This is a genomic window from Singulisphaera chitinilytica, assembly GCF_049331405.1.
In the GTDB taxonomy this organism is placed as follows: Bacteria; Planctomycetota; Planctomycetia; order Isosphaerales; family Isosphaeraceae; genus PoT.
The window spans coordinates 8,167,024-8,186,238 of the sequence record NZ_CP186274.1 but is presented as its reverse complement, the minus strand read 5'-3'; the positions used below and the strand labels follow the sequence as shown (position 1 = coordinate 8,186,238).

Here is a 19,215-nt window from a genome sequence, read left to right as displayed (position 1 = left end):
TCAACGCTCGTAACACATCTCGAAAATCGAGCCTCTCCAAAGATAGAGGCGCGCCGGCTCTGTTTCGATTCAACTTTCTGCGAGGGAATCGGAAAATCCGTCCCTTTCGTCAGTTACGGAACGCCTACCGGAAAATTCCTACGTCCGTCCGAGTCGAGCCCTTGACCTCATTAGACACTTGTCTTAGGATGGTTGAGTGTCGGGGAGAGAGTAGTCCCCGGCCCCGGTCTCGCGGCGTTCCGACGGGACGTGAGGACGGGGCGAGTTCGTTCCGTTCGATTTCGTTGCAGAGAAGACCGACGATGGCCAAGCGCCCTCTTTCAATCCCCGATTCGGAACTCGATGTCCTCAAAGTCCTCTGGGACCGGGGCCAGGCCACGGTTCGTGAGGTCCTCGATACGCTCCGCGAAGCCGGCCGACAGTGGTCTTATGCCACTGTGGCAACCTTGCTCGATCGCCTCGAGACCAAGGGTGTGGTCACCAGCGATCGCAGCGAACTGGCCTTCGTGTACAAGCCGGTGATCTCGACGCAAGAGGTCCGGCAGAAGCGGGTCTCGAACCTGGTCGACAAGCTCTACCAGGGTGAACCCGGCCTGCTCGTCCTGCACCTTTTGAAGTCGCATCCGCTGGATCCGCGCCAGGCCAAGGAAGTGCGTGCGGTCCTCGAAGAAATGACGGGCGACGCCTCGAAGAAGAAGGACGCGGCTGACTCGTCCTCAGCAAGCTGATTCGCGCCCACTTCGATTTCGAGCTTGGCCTGAACGGCATCGATCACGCGCTACGACCCGGTCGTAGCGCCGCTTTCCCCTCTCAATTCCGAATACAAGACAACACGTCGATCGAGATAGGCTTCGGAGACGGAGACCGAATATGTCCCTGCGCCCTGCTCACATCATCGTGCTCGTGCTCGCTGCCGCTCCGGCCTGGAAGGTCATCGAGCGCATCGGACGACCCGGCGCAAAGATCGTCAGCCCCGAGGTGGTCGCGGCCGGCCAGGATCTTTTCAATCATGAGTGGACGCCGAACGATCCGCTCACGAAGGGGGACGGCCTTGGCCCTGTCTTCAACGCCAAGTCGTGCGTCGAGTGCCACAATCAGGGCGGTTCGGGCGGCGGCGGACCGGTCTCCAAGAACGTGATGGTCTATGGCCTCGTCGGCAAGCCGGCTCGCAACGTCCCTCCCTCGGGTGTCATCCACGCGAAGGCCGTGAAGCCCGAATTGCAAGAGACCCTGAATCTCGTCCATTCCGGCCTGCCGAGGACCCCGTCGATTCCGCTCAGCGAGCTCGTCGACAAGTCGCGTTCTCGCCCGGCCGATGTCGTCGTCACCCAGCGCAACACGCCGGCTCTCTTCGGCGACGGCCTGATCGACGCGGTTTCCGACGATACGCTACTCTCGCATCAGCGGGAACACTCGACCCCGGCTCGCCTCGTCGGCCTCAACGGTGCCCGCGACTCGAAGGTCCGCGGCCGCATCGCTCGGCTGTCGGACGGACGCGTAGGCCGCTTCGGCTGGAAGCTCGAATTCGCCAGCCTGAACGACTTCGTGAAGGCTGCCTGTGCCAACGAGATCGGCCTCTCCAATCCCGGCCGTCCCCAGGCGACGCCCCTCGGCAAGCCCAGCTATCAAGCGGAAGGGACTGACCTCACCGACGAGCAGTGCTCAATCATGGGCGACTTCATCCGTGCCCTGCCGGCTCCGACTCAGGTGATCCCGCAGGAACCGATCAAGGCCAAGCACGTTGCTCGAGGGACCGAGCTCTTCGAAAAGATCGGCTGTGCCGACTGCCACACCCAGACGCTGGGACCGATCGCCGACATCTACTCGGACATGCTCCTGCACGACATGGGCATCGAGCTCGAGTCGAGCACCGGCTACTATGGCTCGATCATCCCGCAGCCGACCATCCGCAACGACAAGTTCACGGAGAATGAGCAGCCCACGCCGGCCGAGTGGCGGACCGCTCCCCTCTGGGGCGTGGCCGACTCGGGCCCTTACCTCCACGACGGCCGCGCCGATACGCTGGAGCAGGCCATCGAGCAGCACGGTGGCGAGGCGGTAGACATCGTCGCCCGCTTCAAGGAGATGCCGCCGCAAGATCGTGACGCCATCGTGGCCTTCCTGAAGACCCTCCGCGCCCCGGCGGCGACCATCGCCAACGCGGAAACCCTCGCAGCGAAGTGACGTCACGTCGTGGACGAAGCACCCATCCTGGTCTGCCAGTGTGGGCGACGATTGAAAGCGGCCGGGGCCACCCCCGGCCGCGTCGGTCGTTGCCCTTCTTGCGGTGAACTGCTGCGTGTCCCGACGGCCTTGCAAGAACCTCGACGATCGCCGCCATCCAGCGAGCCGATCGAGGCGGATCGACTCCCAACGTCCTCACCTCGACCGAACAAGACGCCGAAGAAACGTCGACGTCAAGAACAACGACCCACCGAGAACTGGGATGGATTCCTCCCGGCTCCCGATCGTCCGGAGCAACGCCTGCGGACGAGCCTCCTCTATCCCCTTTGGGGAGCGACCGGGATCTCCCTCCTGATCTTCGCCCCTCCACTCCTCTGGCTCACGAGCCTGCCCTTCCTCAGCCTCGCTAACGTCCCTCTCAACGACTTGCGGATGCTCCTGCGCGCGTTGCTGGTTCTGATGCCCGCGACCCTCTTGTTCATGCCCGTGGCGAGCTTCGTCCTCCTCCTCATGGGCCGGTTCCTCGTCTCCAGCGCGATCGGCGAGACATACCATCCGCGGTGGCCCGAGTGGGAATTCACGGAGATGTTCCGTGGCCTCGGTCGCTGGGGGATCGCCCTCATCGCTGGCGGATTCATGGCCGCGCTCCCGGCGACGGCCTACTGGCTCTACTGCGGTGACATCGATCTGATCGATGCGTCGATCCTGATCGAGCTTGCGGCGTTCGGCGTCGTCTACGGTCAGTTCGCGCTCTTGGCGTCGATCTTGCATGAAGATCCGCTCGGAGCCAATCCGGTGACCGTGCTCCGGGCCATTCGATGCGTCGGTTGGAACTGCCTTCGACCGGCGGCATGCGCGATGGCGTTCGTCGGATTGATGACGCTCGTCTGGAAATGGGTCTTCTGGGTCCAGGAACCGCTACTCTCGGCCTTCGCCTATTGGTTATTTTGGGCTCTGGGCTTGTATGCGATGATGGTGGTGCTCCGGATCTTGGGGCTCTTTTACCACTGTCATGCACGGAAGCTGGGTTGGTTCCGAGATCGGCCGAGGTGGGGCGTTTGAGATGTCGAAGTCGTGGTATAACCCCGGCGCTCGCGTAATCAGAACGGTGGCCGAGATCGACGAAGCGGCCATGGAGATGGCGGGGCGACGCAAGCGGCTGACGCGTCGACCGACACTCTGGCAATGCTTGCTCTATCCCATCTGCGACGGCCCGGGCGTGGCACTCCTCGTCTTCATGCCCCCATTCCTGCTCTTCCTCAGCCTGCCGGTCTTCGACTGGATCGCCATCGTCGATCCCTTCCGGCGAGCGAACTGGGCCCTGGGGCTGCTGGCCCTACCAATCTTCCTCCCCTTGATGCTCAGCTTCGCGATGACCTTCGGCTATTGCCTGCTCATTCTGGGGCAGATGCTCGTCTCGAGCGCCCTGGGAGAGAAGGATCAGCCACGCTGGCCCGAATGGCACCCAGATACAATCTCGGAAGGGCTAGGACGCTGGATCTGGGCGGGCATCGTCGGGATCGCCATCGGCGGATTCCCGATCGTGGCTTACTGGATCTACTGCGGCAAGATCGACTGGTTCGATCGGATCGTCTTCGCCGAGTTGGCAATCCTCGGGGCGGGCTATGCGCAGATGGCCCTCGCCGCGTCGCTCCTCCACGACAACCTGCTCGCCGCCAATCCCATTACGGTCTTCTCGGCGATCGGTCGCATCGGTTGGGACTATGTCCAGCCGGCCGTCGTCGCGGGCCTTTCCGTGGTCTTCGCTGCGGTGGCGCTATGGACGGTGCTCTTCGGAATTCCTTCCTTGAAGATCGCCGCCGTCGGCCTCTGGGGCTTCTGGGTCCTGATCCTGTACGAGGCGATGGTGGTCTTCCGGATGCTCGGCCTGACCTACTATGCCCACTCCGTCGATCTCGTCTGGTTTCGCAAGCGACCGAAGTGGACGCGGACGACCCGATCGGGCCGCATCTATTCCAACTCTTGACCGATGGAATCCGCGCCTTTCAACGCGTAGGTTGCGCGAGTTCCGGCATGGCCTGCCAGATCTCGCCGAGTCGACGTAGGTGGCGGAGATGGTCCGGACCTTCCTTCCCCTCGAATCCCAGGACGAGGAAGCGCCCTCGGGCGAACCGGCGAGCTTGCTTCCACCCGTCGCCCCGATCCTCGTTGACGACCTCGGGTTGCCCGCCGACGTGGGCGATCAGGTCCTCGGCCGTCTCGGTCGTGCTTCCATAGCCGTCCGGGATCTGAGAGGAATGGCTGACGACTAGGATCTTCTTCCCTGCCGCCGCATCTCGTGCAAAGCGGCGGAAGTCGGCCATCTTGAAGTCTTCGAGCTTGTGATTCGCAGGAGGGCCTTCGTAGCCGCAATAGAGCGAATCAGCCAGGACGAGCCCATCAATTCGGTTGTAGATATCCGGCGATTTGAGCATCTCACGGACACCGCCGAAGCCCGCGCTGAATGAACTCACGATCACCCGGCCGATCTTCGGATCCGCATGGTGCTTCTCAGCCTTAGCTGCCGCCTCGACCTTCACCAACAGCCGCGGGAAGAGCGTCGGGTCCGAAAAGGGACGTGTATAAACCGCCGAGAGTCCGGGGCGATTGAAGACGAGCAGGGCCCCGCGCCACCCGCAACGGGTCATGGCCGATTGCACCGTCGTCTCGGCCCCGTGGAGATGCATGGCCAGGTCGATCCGGCCATCCTCAAGCCGATAGTCTTTCGGGAAGAACAGGATCGCCTCGCCGAGATCAATCCTAGGCCCGAAGGCCTGGGATGAATCTGGCGGCGCCTGGGCGCACAGCATCAACGTCAGGGCGTACGAGAGCATGGGGTTGACCCGTTGTGAGATGATTTTAAAATATGTTTATGCAAGGCGGATCAGGAGGACGATGGCGATCGTGTAGAAGATGAGCAAACCCGTGGCGTCGACGAGCGTGCTGATGAGCGGGGCCGAGACGAGCGCGGGGTCGATGTTGAACCGACGGGCGAGCAACGGGACGAGTGCGCCGACGCCATTGGCCCAGACGCAGATGCCCAGGATCGCCAGGGCGATGACCGCGCCAAATGTCGGAGATTCGCCCAGCAAGATCCACGTGAAACCAAAACCGAGCGCACCGAGCAGGATGCCGAGCAGAGTTCCCGTCAAAACCTCTTTGCCGACGACTCGGACGATATCCTGTTGCCGAATATCACCCAGGGCCAGTCCCCGGATGATGGTTCCAACCGTCTGGCTTCCCGCGTTGCCGCCCGTGCCGATCAGGAGCGGGATATATGTGCCGAACTCGAGCTCGGGAAAGCGGTCGTCCACCCAGTTGAAAGAGTGGACGACGAACCTCGTGATCGTCCCGGCGATGAAGAGCATAAGGAGCCAGCCGATTCGTCGTCGGACGGCCTCGATGATTCGGCCCTGCCAGTACGATTCCTCGTCGGCCTCGGCGTCGCGAGAAACGCCGCCGAACGCCAGCATGTCTTCCGTCTGCTCACGCCTGAGGATGTCGAGCGCGTCGTCGTGGGTGATGATACCCAGGAGCATATCGGACGAATCGACGACGGGGATCGCGATGAGGTCGTACTTGGCGATCTGGCGCGCGACGGCTTCCTGATCCTCATCGACCCTGGCGAAGATGACGTCGCGCTGCATGATCTCCTCGATCCGCGACGTGGGCCGGGAGAGGATCAGCCGCTTGAGCGACACGAAACCGATGAGCTTGCGGCGCGAGTCGACGACGTAGCTGTAATAGATCGTCTCGCGATCCGGGGCCTCGTGGCGGAGTCGCTCGAGGGCCTCGCGGACGCTCAGGTGAGGGGGCAGTGTGACGTAGTCGGTCGTCATCACCGCGCCCGCGGTGCCGGGTTCGTAGCTCGAGAGGCGCCTGATGTCGTCCCGCTCGGCCTGGGCGAGGAAGGGGAGGATGCGGTCGACGCGCTCGTCGTCGAGACGATTGACGAGGTCGGCACGCTCGTCGTGCGACATCAGGTGGAGCAATGTGGCCGCCTGGTCGGGCGACATGGCCTCGACCGAGCGGACCTGCCGCTCGGAGTCGAGGTAGCTCATCACCTCCGCGCGGCTGCGCGGGGGGAGCAGTCCGAGGATGGTGTCCCCCTCGGAAGGTTCGAGATCCTCGATCACCTCGGCGACGTGCGCGGGGTGGAGGTCGCCGAAGAAATCCTGGAGGGCCTCGGTCTCGCCTGCCTGGATCAACTCACGCAGGTCGGGCACCAGCAGCGGGTTTCGCATTCGGCACCCTTTCCGAACGTCGGGGGATACGTTCCACAATCCACCTGGGGGTGGCTACGAAGGCCCAAGCACCTTGTGTGGGGCAATTCTAGAAAGAGAGCCGTCGACACCTTGACGCCGACGGCCAGCAAACGGACGAGACTTGAAGGACTCAGCCGATGATGTCTTTACCGAGATAGGGACGAAGCACCTCGGGCACGTCGATCCTGCCGTCGGCTCGCTGATAATTCTCGATGACCACGATCAAGGCCCGGCTCAGGGCCACGGCCGTCCCGTTGAGCGTGTGGACGAACCTCGTGCCCTTCTGCCCGGTCGGCCGGTAGCGGATGTTGAGTCGGCGAGACTGGTAGTCGGTGCAGTCCGACGTGCTCGTCACTTCGCCGTACTCGCCCCCCTCGCCGCGTCCCGGCATCCAGGCCTCGATGTCGAACTTGCGATAGGCAGGCCCGCCGAGGTCGCCCGAGCAGATGTCGAGGACCCGATACGGGATCCCCAGGCTCGTAAAGATGTCCTCCTCGATCGCGAGGATCTGGGCATGCATCTCGCCCGACGTTTCGGGAGTCGAGTAAGCGAACATCTCGACCTTGGTGAACTGGTGGACCCTGTACAAGCCCTTGCTCGCCCGGCCCGCCGCGCCCGCCTCGGTGCGGAAGCAGTGCGAGAGCCCGACGTACTTCATGGGCAGGTCCGACTCATCCAGGATCTCGTCTGCGTGCATACCTCCCAGGGTGATCTCGGCCGTGCCGATGAGGCTCAGGTCCGAGTTCTCCACCGAGTAGATCTGGGTCTCGACGCCCCGAGGCGTGAATCCGATCCCCTCCAGGATACTATTACGGGCGAGGTCCGGCGTGGTGATGGGGGTGAATCCCGCTTGCACCAGTTTTCGGATCGTGAACTGTTGAAGTGCCAGTTCGAGCAGGACGGCGTCGTTCTTGAGGAAGTAGAAGCCGTGCCCCGAGACCTTGGCTCCGCTCTCGAAGTCGATGAGATCGAGAGCTTTGCCAAGCTCGACGTGATCCTTGGCGGGGAAGCCGAAGGTGCGGGGCGTCCCGACCTTGCGCAGCTCCTTGCTCTCATCCTCGGTCAGGCCGATCGGTGCATCGGGATGGGTCAGGTTCGGGATGCGTCCAAGCCGGTATCGAGCTTCGGACTCAAGGACCTTCAGACGCTCCTCGCTGTCGACAACTTCCGACCTGAGCTTCTTGCCTTCGGCGATGAGCTCATTGCGTCGAGCGGGGTCCTTTTCCTTGCCGGTGGCCTGGGCCACTTCATTCTGCTTGCGGCGGACCACCTCAACGTCCTGCTGGAGCGTCTTCCGCTCCCCCTCGAGCCGCACGAAGTGGTCGACCTCTTCGAGGATCTCCGCCGGGACGTTGCGATTCCGGCAGTTCTCTTTGACGGCCTCGACGTTGGCCAGGACGTATTTCGAATCAAGCATCGATCGACCTTTGATCGGGAAGTATTCGTGGCTGTCGTTGAGTGCAAATCGGCAGGTGATCGCCTGCGGTAGAGGGCGAACGAAACGCTCGAACTCGTTGACCCCCAACAATCAGGCCGGGGCCAACATACCTCGCCCGAATCGGTCGCGAAAGGCCGGTCAGGGTGCCAGACCGGCCCTCGACCTCTCGGCGACCCTCGTCAGGAGCGACTCTCTTCGGGAATTGTCAGACGGAAGATGACTCGTTTCGGTCGAGGGTTCGGTGCGCTCCGACGCTGGTTGAAGTTCAAGCCTTCGCCTCGGCCGCGAGCTCTGCGAGGAGGTGAGCGCTGGTCTTGATGCCGAGGTGGAAGTCTGCCAGCGAGAATTTCTCATTGGGGCCATGCAGATTGTCGTCGTTCTGTCCCCAGCCGAGCAGGAGCGTGTCGACCCCGAGGTGATCCTTGAGCAGGCCAACGACCGGAATCGAGCCCCCGGAACGCATGAAGACGGGCTCCGAACCGAAGCCCGACTTGATCGCCCTCGCCGCGGCCCGGACGCCGGGGCTGTCGACGACAACAAGAACCGCCGGGGCTCCGTGATGCACGATGATCTCGTAGGTCACGCCCGGAGGGCAGACCGTCTTGACGTGCTCCCTGAGTTGCTCGGCGACGGTCTCCGGATCCTGGTTCGGCACGAGCCGGAAACTGAACTTCGCGCCTGCCTTGCAGGGGAGCACCGTCTTCGGCCCCGGGCCTTGATACCCGCCGAAGATACCATTCACGTCGCAGGTCGGGCGGGCCCAGAGCCGTTCCAGGGTGGTGTAGCCGGCCTCGCCTTCGAGCGAGGGGACGGCCAGGTCGGCCCGCAATTCTTCCTCCGAGAATGGGAGCTTGGCGAACTCGGCCCGCTCCCATTCTTCCAGGGGGAGGACCGGGTCATAGAAGCCGGGGAGGCGGATCTTGCCGTCCTCGCCCTTCAGGCTGGCCAGGATCGCCGCCAGGGCATTGCAAGGGTTCGCGACCCCGCCGCCGAAGCCGCCGGAGTGGAGGTCGTTCTTGGCGCCCTGGACGAGGATCTCGAAGTAGGCCAGCCCTTTCAAGCCGTAGGTGATCGCCGGCATCCCGGGGGCGAACTGGCTCGAGTCGGAGATGACAGCGAAGTCGCAGGCGAGCCGTTCCCGATTCTCGGCGACGTACTTCTCCAAACTCGCGCCGCCGACTTCCTCTTCCCCCTCGATCAGGATCTTCACGTTGAGGGGAAGGTCGCCGGTCGTCTTGAGCCAGGCCTCGACGGCCTTCAGGTGAGTAAACATCTGGCCCTTGTCGTCGGTGGCGCCTCGCGCGTATAGGTTGCCGTCGCGGACGGTGGGCTCGAAGGGGGGCGAGTTCCAGGGTTCGAGGGGTTCGGGTGGTTGGACGTCGTAATGCCCATAGATGAGGAGGGTCGGCTTGCCGGGAGCCTTCAGGTGTTCCCCATAGACGAGGGGATGCCCCAAGGTCTCGATCAGCTCCGTCTTCACACCCATCTTGATGAGGTCGTCGCGGACGAACTCCGCCGCGCGTCGGGTATCGGCGTTGTGATCGGGCTGGGCACTCACGCTGGGAATTCGCAGCAACGCTTTGAGCTGTTCCTCAAAGTCTCCGCGATGGGTCTCGAGGTAGCTTTCCACCCGATCAATCGCCATGTCCTAAGACCCTCACTAACACCAGACGCCAGTCATTCAACCTTCCCGTCGATCGAGAGCGGCTTCAGTATAACAGCCCAGACGGACGGCGGCTAAGGTCGAGCGGGACACTTCGGTTCAACTTCGGTGATTCGGATTAAATTGTGCAGAATGCGTATTTTTCCCGGACTCGCCACTCCTCCCATTGTTTTGGTTCTATACTGTTTTGCTCATTCAAGCGATCGGTACTGTTGCGATTTCAGCCATATGTCTCCAAAACGTTAGCCGGTGACCTTGAAGTGGTTGAAATGGGAATCGAGGTATCCGTGTTGATTTCTCGGATCATGCAGGAATGACGGGGCCGGAGAACTCTTGTTCCGATTTCTTCTAAAGTTTACAAAAAAATGGGGAAACGCATTCGCTCGGCGAACTGTTCTTTGGACGTCGGTGAAAATCCGAAAACGACTCAAGTTTGTGGCGGGTATGACCGAACGAGCGGCGAGTTCAGGGCGTATGGGAGCGTGGCACTCGATTTGCCTTACGCTATCCCAACGCTTCTTGAGAATGGATGAACCGTTCAACGTCAATGGATTGATCGTGCTTCGTGCTCGCTTCGGCTTGCTCCTTGGGTCCCCTTCACTTTGTTTTTCATCGCGGGCAGGTTTTCGACGCAGGACGTGGTATATATAGAAGAACGGCATTGAAGCGGTGCCAACGGAAAGGCGACCGTCCCCGGGGTGGATTTCGACTACCTTGGGCGCGGTGTCGAGCGGACGTCTGGGATGGCTGGGTTCGGGCCTTTCAATGGCTCGAAGACGCTCGACGCAGTGACCGAGGACTCTCTACGAAACATTCCCAAAGTGTTCGTCGCGGTAGGAGGGGACCCTTTTCTATGAGTTTCATTCAGCGCTTCCTCGAGCGGGTGTTGCGCACCAACACGAGCCGTATGCCGCGTACTAGCTTTGACGACCTGAGCCAAGATCAACTCGACGCACACCTCCGGATCGGCCGCTACGGTAACTTCTCGCTGACGGACGCGGTTCGCCCGTCCTTCGGCCTGGAGGTGGTGCCTCGCGAAGGATATCGACGTGACGTTTACTGCGACCCGGAGACGGGCAACAAGATGCCCGTCCTCGCCGCGTCCGTCTCCTCCGAACGACTGTTCGACGTCCTCATGGACCTCCTCGATCCGCTCGGGGAAGAAGTCGACGTCGTCATGGAGTCGAGCCACGAGAGCGAGCCGGGAAATCACGCCGACCTCTATCGTGAGCACATCGACACCGTGATCCTGAAGAGCACGCTGTACGACTACGAACAGTTGCTCCTCAATGACGGTTGCACCGGACTGGCCGCCCTGAATCCCAATGGGCCCATGGAAGTCCAGTTCGACGAGCACAAGCTCTTGTTCGTCTACGCCAATGACCTCGAGCCGTTCGAGGCCATACTGCTCGACCACGGCTTGAAGCGGGATGACAGCCTCAAGTTCCTGTCGGAAGCCGAACATCTCCACTCCACGGACGACGTCTATCGCGACCAGTTCGAGGAGTTGCGGTATCGACTCGGCATCGACCATTGAGCCGGTCGACTTCCTCCAACCACGTTCCTTCCCGACCATGGGCCGGGCCTCAGCCATCTGAGGCCCGGCCCATGGCCGTTTCTGGACCCTGAATTATTGCAAGTCAGTCAGCCGTTGGAGTCGTCGCGTCCTGATAGACATGCGTCTCGTGAAGATAAAACGAAATGCGACTCCGAGGTTTAACGGCCGCGCCTCAGGCGTAAATTGACCGCCGACTCGGCCATGTCGTAACATGAATCGGTCGCCGCTCCGTCGCTGATGTGGAGTGGGAATTCAGGCCATGGGGATGCGGTGATGTCTAGGTTTCGGGATGGCTGGCGGAGATGGCTTCCGGCAGTCGGTTTGATCGGTGTGATCGGTTGCGACTCGGGGACGGAGAAGGCGGAAAAGACGACCTCCACGTTCCCCGGCGTCACGATCGTCGCGGCGACCGTCGGCGACCCGGCGATCCTCTCGGTCGTCTCATCCCAGCGCGGGGAATGGGCGGCGACGCGTGGGGGTGAGATTCGCGTCCAGCCCAATGCGGTCGATCCGAAGTCGATCAGCGGCGTGGACGTCCTCATCTTCCCCGCCGATCGCCTGGGTGACCTGGTCGACGCCAAGGCCCTGGCCGCCATCCCTGAGTCGCTTGTTCGTCCCACCCTGCAGTCCGACGAGGACGCCAACGCGTCCGACAAGGACGAGGATGCGGCGAAGAGTCAATCGGCTCAGCCCGATCCGCTGCAGTTCGCCGATGTCGTCACGGCATACCGCGATCAGGTCAGCCGCTACGGCACCGACCGCATGGCCTTGCCCCTCGGGGCTTCGGCGCTGGTCCTGGTTTGTGATCGCACCGCGTTCGAGCGTGAAGAGAATCGCAAGGCGGCGGCCGAGGCCAAGGTCAAGCTCCAGGTACCTCAGACCTGGACCGAGTTCGACGCCCTCGCCAAGTTCTTTCAGGGTCGAGACTGGAACGGCGACGGCTCGGCCGATCATGGCCTGACGCTGGCCCTCGGAGCCGACCCCGAAGGTGTGGCCGATGCGGTCTACCTCGCCCGCGCGGCGAGCCTGGGACAGCACCGCGACCAGTATTCGTTCCTCTTCGATTCCGACTCGATGAAGCCTCGAGTCGATTCGCCTCCGTTCGTTGAAGCTCTCCGAAGCTGGGCTGGTTTCAAAGACTTCGGGCCCCTGGATATTGCCAAGTTCGACTCTGAGGCAGCCCGGAAAGCGTTCGCCCAGGGCAAGACGGCGATGCTGATCGACCGCGCCGAGGCAGCAACCCATTGGGGCGATCACAAGGGCTTGATGATCGCGCCGCTGCCCGGCTCGGACCGAGTTTACGACCCGGCCCGCAAGGTCTGGGAGACCCCTTCGAGCCCCAACCGGCCGAGTTGGCTCCCGTTCGGCGGAGGCTGGCTGGTGGGCATTCCGGCGTCGGCGAATCCGAAGACCAAGGACGCGGCCCTCGACTTCGCGGCCTATCTCATCAACCCCGACACCGCCAACCTGGTGAGGGCGGACCGCAACTTTCCGATGCTACCGGTTCGCTCGACCCTGATCGGGCAGGGGGTGCCCGGGGCCACTGTCGCGTCTGGGGTCGATTCCAAGCAGTGGGCCGATGCCGTGAGCCGCACCTTGCTCGCTTTGAAGGTGATCGCGGGACTGCGCATCCCAGAGGCCAGCGGTTATCTCTCGGAGATCGCGAAAGCACGCGCGGCTGTTCTCAGGGGTGAGGACCCCGAGGCGGCCCTCAAGACCGTCGCCGACGCCTGGACCGAGCGCACCAAGCGGCTGGGCGTGGCCCGACAGCTCTGGCACTATCGACGGAGCCTCAACTCGCTCGTCACGCTACCCGAGCCGCCCGAACGCTGAGAGATCATCGGAGGGCGTGACATGGAAGCCGACGAAGACGCGAACTCGACCCCCCTCGGGGCGGAATCGGAGATGCAACAGGTCCTGGGCCTGTTCGACGTCCCCGCGTTCGCGAGGCGAGGCCAGGAACTCGAGCAGACCCTCGCCAGGATCCATGAGCACTGCCGACGCCAGCGCGACTCGATGCTGGACATGGTCCGGATGCGGCTTCGCCAGTGGGCCTCGGTCTCCGACGGCCCCGACGCCTGGCGCGGGGTCTTTACTGACACGATCGAGCCACTCTGGGCACTCAGCACGGCAGAGCCGCCCGTGTGGGCCTCGCGTTCGAGCTATCGCAGACGGCAGATGACCGTCGCGCGCGACCTGATCGCCAGCGTCGAGCGGTTCAATCGGCGCTGGGGCGGGGCGGTCGAGAAGCTCAACCTCGAGCGGACGAACTTCCTTATCGCCCAGTACAACCGCTACTACCTCTTCGAGAAGGAATGTATCCTCAGCTCGGCGAGACTTGCCGCACGCCACTTTGTCCCCAAGCCGCACTTAACGCTCGAAGAACTGCTCAGGCTTTATCCATTGCTTCCGACGCCCGAACTCGCAGGCTGATTGATGGACCTGATCGCAGGCCCGGGGAACGAAGAGGCAGATCTGCAACGCATCAGTCAATGCGTCGCTCGATGATGATCTCGACAATCGGATCTTCTCACTCAAGCATAACACCCTTGCAAGGAGGGGACCTTGTCCCTCTCGGCTGATGCGATGACCGGCTCCGGCATGCTTCGCGGGATCATCTTCGACATGGACGGGGTGCTGGTCATGTCCGAACCCCTGATCGCCCAGGCCGCCATGCAGATGTTCGCCGAGAAGGGCTACAAGGTCGAGCACGACGAATTCCGGCCATTTATCGGCATGGGCGAGGATCGATTCATCGGCGGGCCGGCCGAGGCGCGTGGCATCCCGCTCGACCCTGTGCGAGACAAGGCGCGGACTTATGAGATCTACCTCGGCCTGATCAAGGGGCGGTTGCATCCGCTGCCCGGCGTCCGCGAGTTCGTGGCCGACTGCCGCGACCATGGCTTCAAACTCGCCGTCGCCTCGAGCGCAGACGCGATCAAGGTTGAGGGAAATCTCAACGAGATCGGGATCCCGCCGTCGACGTTCGACGTGGTCGTGAACGGCAGCGAGGTCGCCCGCAAGAAGCCGAATCCCGACATCTTCCTGGAAGCGAGCCGACGGCTGGGACTCGAGCCCGCCGCCTGCCTCGTGATTGAAGATGCCGTCGCAGGCGTCCAGGCGGCGAAGGCAGCCGGGATGAAGTGCCTCGCCGTCACGACCTCGTTCCCGCCCGACAAGCTGACTGAAGCCGATTGGGTCGTGCCCGACCTCGCCCATGTCCCGGCCGCGGCGCGAGGCTGGTGATCATCATCAGGGATCGGTGGCCATGCCCGACCGTAGCATGATCCAGTACACCGCGCGGAAGAGGGCGTAGCCCAGGGCACCGCTCACGGTGTTAAGGAGCACGTCGTCGATGTCCGCGACTCGATAGCCGGTGCAGAATTGGAGTATCTCGATCAGAAGGCTCAGTGCGGCGCTCAGGCCGACAACGAACCATGGACCCGTGCGATTCCTACGGATCAGCGGTATCAGGAAGCCGACCGGGATGAAGACGGCCAGATTGCCCACCACATTGATCAGCATCTCGGTTCCTCCCTTGTGGAGGAACAGGTTGACCGTCCGGAAGGCGACGAGGTTGAACCGGTTGTCGAGCGAGAGCCGTTGGGTAGTATGGAAGATCAGGGTGAGATAGGCGACGAACAAGCCATAACTGAAGAGCAGGACGGCCAAGAAGTTCTTTCGCAATTCCTCAACCCCCGAGAAAGCGAAGTGGACTTTGCCGCTTGCGTGGATCGCCGGGGAAGGCCCGGCAAATGACGTTCGCATCATAGCCGACCCTCTCTATCGGGCAACCCCGGCCTTCTTCAGCATGCGTGACTGTTAATATCGCTCAACCCTCTTCTTGCGAACGTGATCGACCTCATTCCCAGGCTTATTTGCTCGTCGTCCGAGGTCGACCCGGGTCCGCAACCAGGAGTTCCTCGTCCATGCCCATGCTCGAACGCGAGGAGTACATCGAGCAGGCCTACTTCTTCAGCACCTTCCGCGAACGCGTCCTCGACGGGATGCCCTCGCAAGACGTGCTCGCGCGGATCGGCGAGGAGCTCCTCTCAACCACGAGGCTTCCTCTCGCCGTCTCTTTCCTCTGCACGGAGATGAAGACGACGGGGCTTCTCGCTCCGGCCATGGAGCGGATCAATCACTACTTCACGGCCTTCCAGACCCATGTCGTCGAGCAGGCGGAGGCGGACCTCAGCCGTTTCCCGATGGATCAGGCGCTCCTGATCCTCCAACGCGAGGCCAAGTTCAAATCGGAGAACCCCTCGCTAGCCGGCTTGTTCGTTTTCCAGTTCGAAGCCCTATCGAGGAACCGTCTCGGCTACGGCAGGGGCCTGGGAGCGATGGCGCTGGACCCAATCTATAGCGAGGATTGGCACGACTACATCCTCCTGCTGCGGGCGCGACTCGGCGACGTCGACTTTGCCGACCTGATCTTTGTCCGTTCGGTCTATTACGTCACCGAGCAGAGACGCCGTATGCCCGATTTCGTGCCGAAGTTCCCCATCCTCTTCGGCGAGAAGGAAGGGAAGATTGCCCGAGCCAATCGGGGTCGCGACCCGCTCTACCTGTTTTCGGCCCTCCAGAGGCAACTCGGCTATCCCGAAGTCCCTCGCCCAAAACGCGCCGACGAGGCCGAGGCTCGCATCGCAATCCTCGAACAACGTGTGACGATGCTCGAGAACAGGCTCAAGTCGGCCGAGTCTGAGATCCATAACGACATCGACATTTCGCAGTACCGAGTGAAGCCCGAAGACACCGCAGGCCCTCCTTCCGGCTGGGGCGTGTGAAACTTCGGCCGGGTCGACGCCCTTATCTCTCCAGGGAATCATCACCAGGGATCGACGTATGAGAATTCACGTTGTCTTGGGACTGGGTTGTGCCCGACTGACTCGAGCTTCGGCGCTGGTTCTTGGACTCGGCTTGCTGGCGATGGCGACTCCGCAAGCGATCGCCGCCGACCACAAGGCTTTGCCCGATTTCGAGCGAGTGGTCATCGACTCGAACCTGCCAGGCGGCTATCAGGTCGAAGTGGCCGACGTGAACGGCGACGGTCGTCTCGACATCGTCGGCCTCGGGGGCGGGACCTGTGCCTGGTACGAGAACCCTTCGTGGACGAAGCGGATCGTCAGCACCCCCAAGGAAACGCCTCGGATCATTAGCAGTGCGACCGCCGACCTCGACGCCGACGGCAAGGCCGAGATTGCCATTGCCTACGAATTCGAGATGAACCAACCCAAGCTCGGCAAGCTCGCCCTGGCAACTCAAACGGATGGGGATACGTGGAAAGTCACCCCGATCACGAATCTCGAGAGCATCCATCGTCTGCGCTGGGGGGACGTCGACGGCGACGGCCGCCCCGACCTCGTCGTCGCGCCAATCTTCGGGCCGAAGTCCTTGCCGCCCCTGTTTCAGCAGGACCAAGCTCATCTCGTCTATTTCAACACGGGGTCGGATCCGAAAGCCGGGCATTGGACCTTGCATCCCATCGGCGAGCGTCCCGTGCTTCACGCGATTGAGGTCCGCAAGGGACCAGGCGGATCCATCATCCTGACGGCCGACAATCTCGGGGTTGGCCGATTTCAGCGTAATACGCAAGGGTTCACGTCGAGGAATTTGATCACGGGCGCCCCTGGAGAGGCTCCCAAGCGAGGTTCGAGCGAGATCCACCTCGGTCGACTCAATGATGGTCGGACCTTCCTCGCAACGATCGATCCCTGGCACGGGCAGGACGTATCTGTCTCGATGAGCGTTGAGGCGGCGAAGGCGGGACACGAGACCGAGGGCCCCTTCGCCGAGCGTACGATCCTCGACAGGACCATCAAGGAAGGCCATGCCTTGTGGGTGGCGGACGTCGATGGCGATGGAGACGACGAAGTCTTCGCCGGATATCGAGGCCCGGGGACGAGCGTCATCGCATACGACTTCAACGGCAAGACCTGGACCCGCAGCGTCATCGATTCCGCGATCGCAGCTCAGGACCTCCGCGGCGGCGACGTCGACGGTGATGGCTTGCCGGACGTCGTGGCGATCGGCGGCTCGACGCATAACGTCGTCATGTACCGGCCTCGTAAGCCGTGAGAAGCGCCGGCTCGGCTCCCGAGGTATGTTGATCCCAAGGATGGGATTCGCCCCGCCATGACCCGGCGGTCGCGAACCTGCGAAAATCTCGAAAAAATCGGGATTGGAGGCCCGACTTGGTGCATTACTTGGGAAAGGATGGCCACCAGGAAGGGAGCGGCTGGGATGTCGAAGGGGCACAGAAACGCAATCCTGCCGCAGATTCGTCGGGCTTTTGACGCGGGCAGCGTCTCCGGAGTCTCGGACCGCGAACTCCTCGAGCGATTCGCGGTCCGAGGCGATGAGATCGCCTTCGAAGTCATCGTCGCGCGGCACGGTCCGATGGTGCTCCGCGTCTGCCGCAGCCTTCTCCGCGACGAGGCCAGCGTCGAGGATGCATTCCAGGCAAGCTTCCTCGTCCTCGTGCGGAAGGCCCGCTCCATCCGCCTTGTTGACACGCTCGGGCCCTGGCTCTATGCGGTGTCGTCGAAGGTCGCACATCGAGCGAGAGCCAAGGGCCAACAACAGCGGGAGCGCGAACGCCCGGGAGTCGTGGTCGATCTCGCCGCGAAGGCCCGCGACGCCGATCTCCTCGAACTCCCCTCGATCGTTCAATCCGAACTGGCTCGCCTCCCGGATCATTTCCGGGCCCCGATCGTCCTCTTCTACCTGGAAGGCCTGACGCACGACCAGACCGCCGCTCAATTGCGATGGCCGGTGGGTACCGTGCGCAGTCGGCTCGCCCGTGCCCGGGGCCTTCTGCGAGAGCGTTTGATCCGCAAAGGGTTCACCCTCTCTGTCGCTGTCGTCGCCGCCTTATTGAAGGACCAGGAAGCGACAGCCGCCTTGCCCCGCAAGTTGTCTTTACTCACCGTCGAGGCCGCAATCCGAACCGCCTTGAAACACGGAGTGTCGGCCGGGATCGTCTCGGCCTCAGTCAGTTCTCTTACGGAACGAGTCCTCTTCACCATGATGCTGAACAAGCTCAAATTCGCCGTGGCCGTCGTGATGACGGTCGGAGCCTTCGCAGGAAGTGTTGCGGTGCAGGGAGGGGATGGTTCCCAGGCCTGGCAAGATCCCCCCACCGCTAAAGCGGAGGACAGGCAATCACTGGTGGACGAGTACCGTCAAAGGGCTGAGAGCCAGGTTGAGACGAAATTAAATAAAACAATTAGTGTCAACTTCGTTAAGAGGCCTCTCGAGGAAATACTCTCGCAGCTAGCCAAAGCGAACGATCTTAATGTCACCATTGATATTAAATCAATAAAAAATTTGGATATCAACAAGTTGACCGAGGTGAGCTTCGCTGTCACGGATGCGAAAATAGGAGTTGCATTGAAACTCTTGCTCCAACCACTCAACCTTGATTTCAAGGTTGAGGCGGATGGAGTCATCGTGGTTAGTAAACCCGATGAAGAGAGCACCTTTGCGAAGCCCTATTACGTGGGGGACCTTCTTGGAGTCTTGGCTGATGCTCGCGATGCCGTCGGAACAAGAAGACGGGTAAACTTCGATCCTTTGGTCGAAATAATCACCTCAACGATCGAGCCTGACACCTGGGTCTATGTCGATCCGATTTCGGGTCAAACATCACCATCCCAGGCCCAAACCGATCGGCAAGGCTCCATCACACCATTCTTCTTAAGTACCAGTCTGATCATTCGTCACACAGCCAAGACCCATGAGAAGTTGGCTAAGTTTCTGAAGAATCTTCGCCACGTTCAAGCTCACCAAACGGGGTTGGTGAAGTCTCATCCTATGGGAACCCAATGTCCAGGGATCGACCGGATCGAGCAGAGGAAGGAACAGAGCCCCAAAGCCCCCGATGCCGTAGTTCAAACACCACCTGATTCCTCTACCTCAATTCCCGAACCGAGCAATCCTCAATTCCAACGTATTGAAACCTTGGTAAATGTTATGGAGCGGCAGTTGAAGGAGATGAATCAAGAGCTCATGCGACTCAAGAATGAACGCCAGGCCAAATGACGTACTGATCCTGGTTTGCGGTCTCTTGACGGTAAGGGGAATGGACAAGTCACTCCCGGCC

The 19,215-nt window shown here is 61.9% G+C and carries 16 protein-coding genes; 11 read left to right on the top strand and 5 right to left on the bottom strand.

Features of this window, described 5'->3' with window-relative positions; genetic code table 11:
* The first annotated feature begins 302 nt into the window (after positions 1-302).
* The 4 genes from ACOYYX_RS31975 to ACOYYX_RS31960 all read left to right on the top strand — a co-directional run bounded on the left by ACOYYX_RS31975 (position 303) and on the right by ACOYYX_RS31960 (position 4,171).
* Complete coding sequence (locus tag ACOYYX_RS31975) at positions 303-728, top strand: BlaI/MecI/CopY family transcriptional regulator (RefSeq protein ID WP_422926719.1); 426 nt, start codon at positions 303-305, stop codon at positions 726-728.
* Between the two features lie 142 nt (positions 729-870).
* On the top strand, positions 871-2,184 hold the full coding sequence (locus ACOYYX_RS31970) for a di-heme oxidoredictase family protein (protein ID WP_422926718.1): 1,314 nt from the start codon (positions 871-873) through the stop codon (positions 2,182-2,184).
* A 9-nt stretch (positions 2,185-2,193) separates the two neighbouring features.
* Positions 2,194-3,246, top strand: coding sequence for a hypothetical protein (locus tag ACOYYX_RS31965; protein WP_422926717.1), 1,053 nt, complete (start codon positions 2,194-2,196; stop codon positions 3,244-3,246).
* Position 3,247: 1 nt separating this feature from the next.
* A complete protein-coding gene (locus ACOYYX_RS31960) occupies positions 3,248-4,171 on the top strand; it encodes a hypothetical protein (RefSeq protein WP_422926716.1) in 924 nt (307 codons plus the stop codon).
* 19 nt (positions 4,172-4,190) lie between these two features.
* Here ACOYYX_RS31960 and ACOYYX_RS31955 read toward each other — a convergent pair whose 3' ends face one another.
* From ACOYYX_RS31955 to ACOYYX_RS31940, 4 genes are all read right to left on the bottom strand, one after another.
* Positions 4,191-5,018 (bottom strand): hypothetical protein, encoded by an 828-nt coding sequence (locus ACOYYX_RS31955; protein ID WP_422926715.1) that lies wholly within the window; start codon positions 5,016-5,018, stop codon positions 4,191-4,193.
* Between the two features lie 36 nt (positions 5,019-5,054).
* A complete protein-coding gene (mgtE, locus tag ACOYYX_RS31950; protein ID WP_422926714.1) occupies positions 5,055-6,428 on the bottom strand; it encodes a magnesium transporter in 1,374 nt (457 codons plus the stop codon).
* Between the two features lie 151 nt (positions 6,429-6,579).
* Positions 6,580-7,866 carry a serine--tRNA ligase gene (serS, locus tag ACOYYX_RS31945; RefSeq protein WP_422926713.1) on the bottom strand — a complete coding sequence of 429 codons (1,287 nt, stop codon included), beginning with the start codon at positions 7,864-7,866 and terminating at the stop codon, positions 6,580-6,582.
* 286 nt (positions 7,867-8,152) lie between these two features.
* Positions 8,153-9,532 carry a dipeptidase gene (locus ACOYYX_RS31940; RefSeq protein ID WP_422926712.1) on the bottom strand — a complete coding sequence of 460 codons (1,380 nt, stop codon included), beginning with the start codon at positions 9,530-9,532 and terminating at the stop codon, positions 8,153-8,155.
* An 871-nt stretch (positions 9,533-10,403) separates the two neighbouring features.
* Between ACOYYX_RS31940 and ACOYYX_RS31935 the strand changes: the two genes are divergently transcribed.
* The 4 genes from ACOYYX_RS31935 (at position 10,404) to ACOYYX_RS31920 (ending at position 14,354) form a co-directional block, all read left to right on the top strand.
* Positions 10,404-11,087, top strand: a complete 684-nt coding sequence (locus ACOYYX_RS31935; RefSeq protein WP_422926711.1) for a hypothetical protein — start codon at positions 10,404-10,406, stop codon at positions 11,085-11,087.
* 294 nt (positions 11,088-11,381) lie between these two features.
* A complete protein-coding gene (locus ACOYYX_RS31930; protein ID WP_422926710.1) occupies positions 11,382-12,941 on the top strand; it encodes an extracellular solute-binding protein in 1,560 nt (519 codons plus the stop codon).
* A gap of 21 nt (positions 12,942-12,962) precedes the next feature.
* The gene (locus ACOYYX_RS31925; protein ID WP_422926709.1) at positions 12,963-13,541 is read left to right on the top strand and encodes a hypothetical protein; all 579 of its coding nucleotides are present in this window, start codon (positions 12,963-12,965) and stop codon (positions 13,539-13,541) included.
* A 132-nt stretch (positions 13,542-13,673) separates the two neighbouring features.
* Entirely contained in the window at positions 13,674-14,354 is a 681-nt protein-coding gene (locus ACOYYX_RS31920) for an HAD family hydrolase (RefSeq protein WP_422926708.1), read from the top strand.
* Positions 14,355-14,360: 6 nt separating this feature from the next.
* Here ACOYYX_RS31920 and ACOYYX_RS31915 read toward each other — a convergent pair whose 3' ends face one another.
* Positions 14,361-14,876 (bottom strand): VanZ family protein, encoded by a 516-nt coding sequence (locus tag ACOYYX_RS31915; protein ID WP_422926707.1) that lies wholly within the window; start codon positions 14,874-14,876, stop codon positions 14,361-14,363.
* Positions 14,877-15,037: 161 nt separating this feature from the next.
* On the opposite strand from ACOYYX_RS31915, the gene ACOYYX_RS31910 reads away from it, so the two are divergent.
* The 3 genes from ACOYYX_RS31910 to ACOYYX_RS31900 all read left to right on the top strand — a co-directional run bounded on the left by ACOYYX_RS31910 (position 15,038) and on the right by ACOYYX_RS31900 (position 19,154).
* Positions 15,038-15,898 carry a hypothetical protein gene (locus tag ACOYYX_RS31910; RefSeq protein ID WP_422926706.1) on the top strand — a complete coding sequence of 287 codons (861 nt, stop codon included), beginning with the start codon at positions 15,038-15,040 and terminating at the stop codon, positions 15,896-15,898.
* A 142-nt stretch (positions 15,899-16,040) separates the two neighbouring features.
* Positions 16,041-17,189, top strand: a complete 1,149-nt coding sequence (locus ACOYYX_RS31905; RefSeq protein WP_422926705.1) for an FG-GAP repeat domain-containing protein — start codon at positions 16,041-16,043, stop codon at positions 17,187-17,189.
* Between the two features lie 165 nt (positions 17,190-17,354).
* Positions 17,355-19,154, top strand: a complete 1,800-nt coding sequence (locus ACOYYX_RS31900) for an RNA polymerase sigma factor (RefSeq protein ID WP_422926704.1) — start codon at positions 17,355-17,357, stop codon at positions 19,152-19,154.
* The last annotated feature ends 61 nt before the right edge of the window (positions 19,155-19,215 follow it).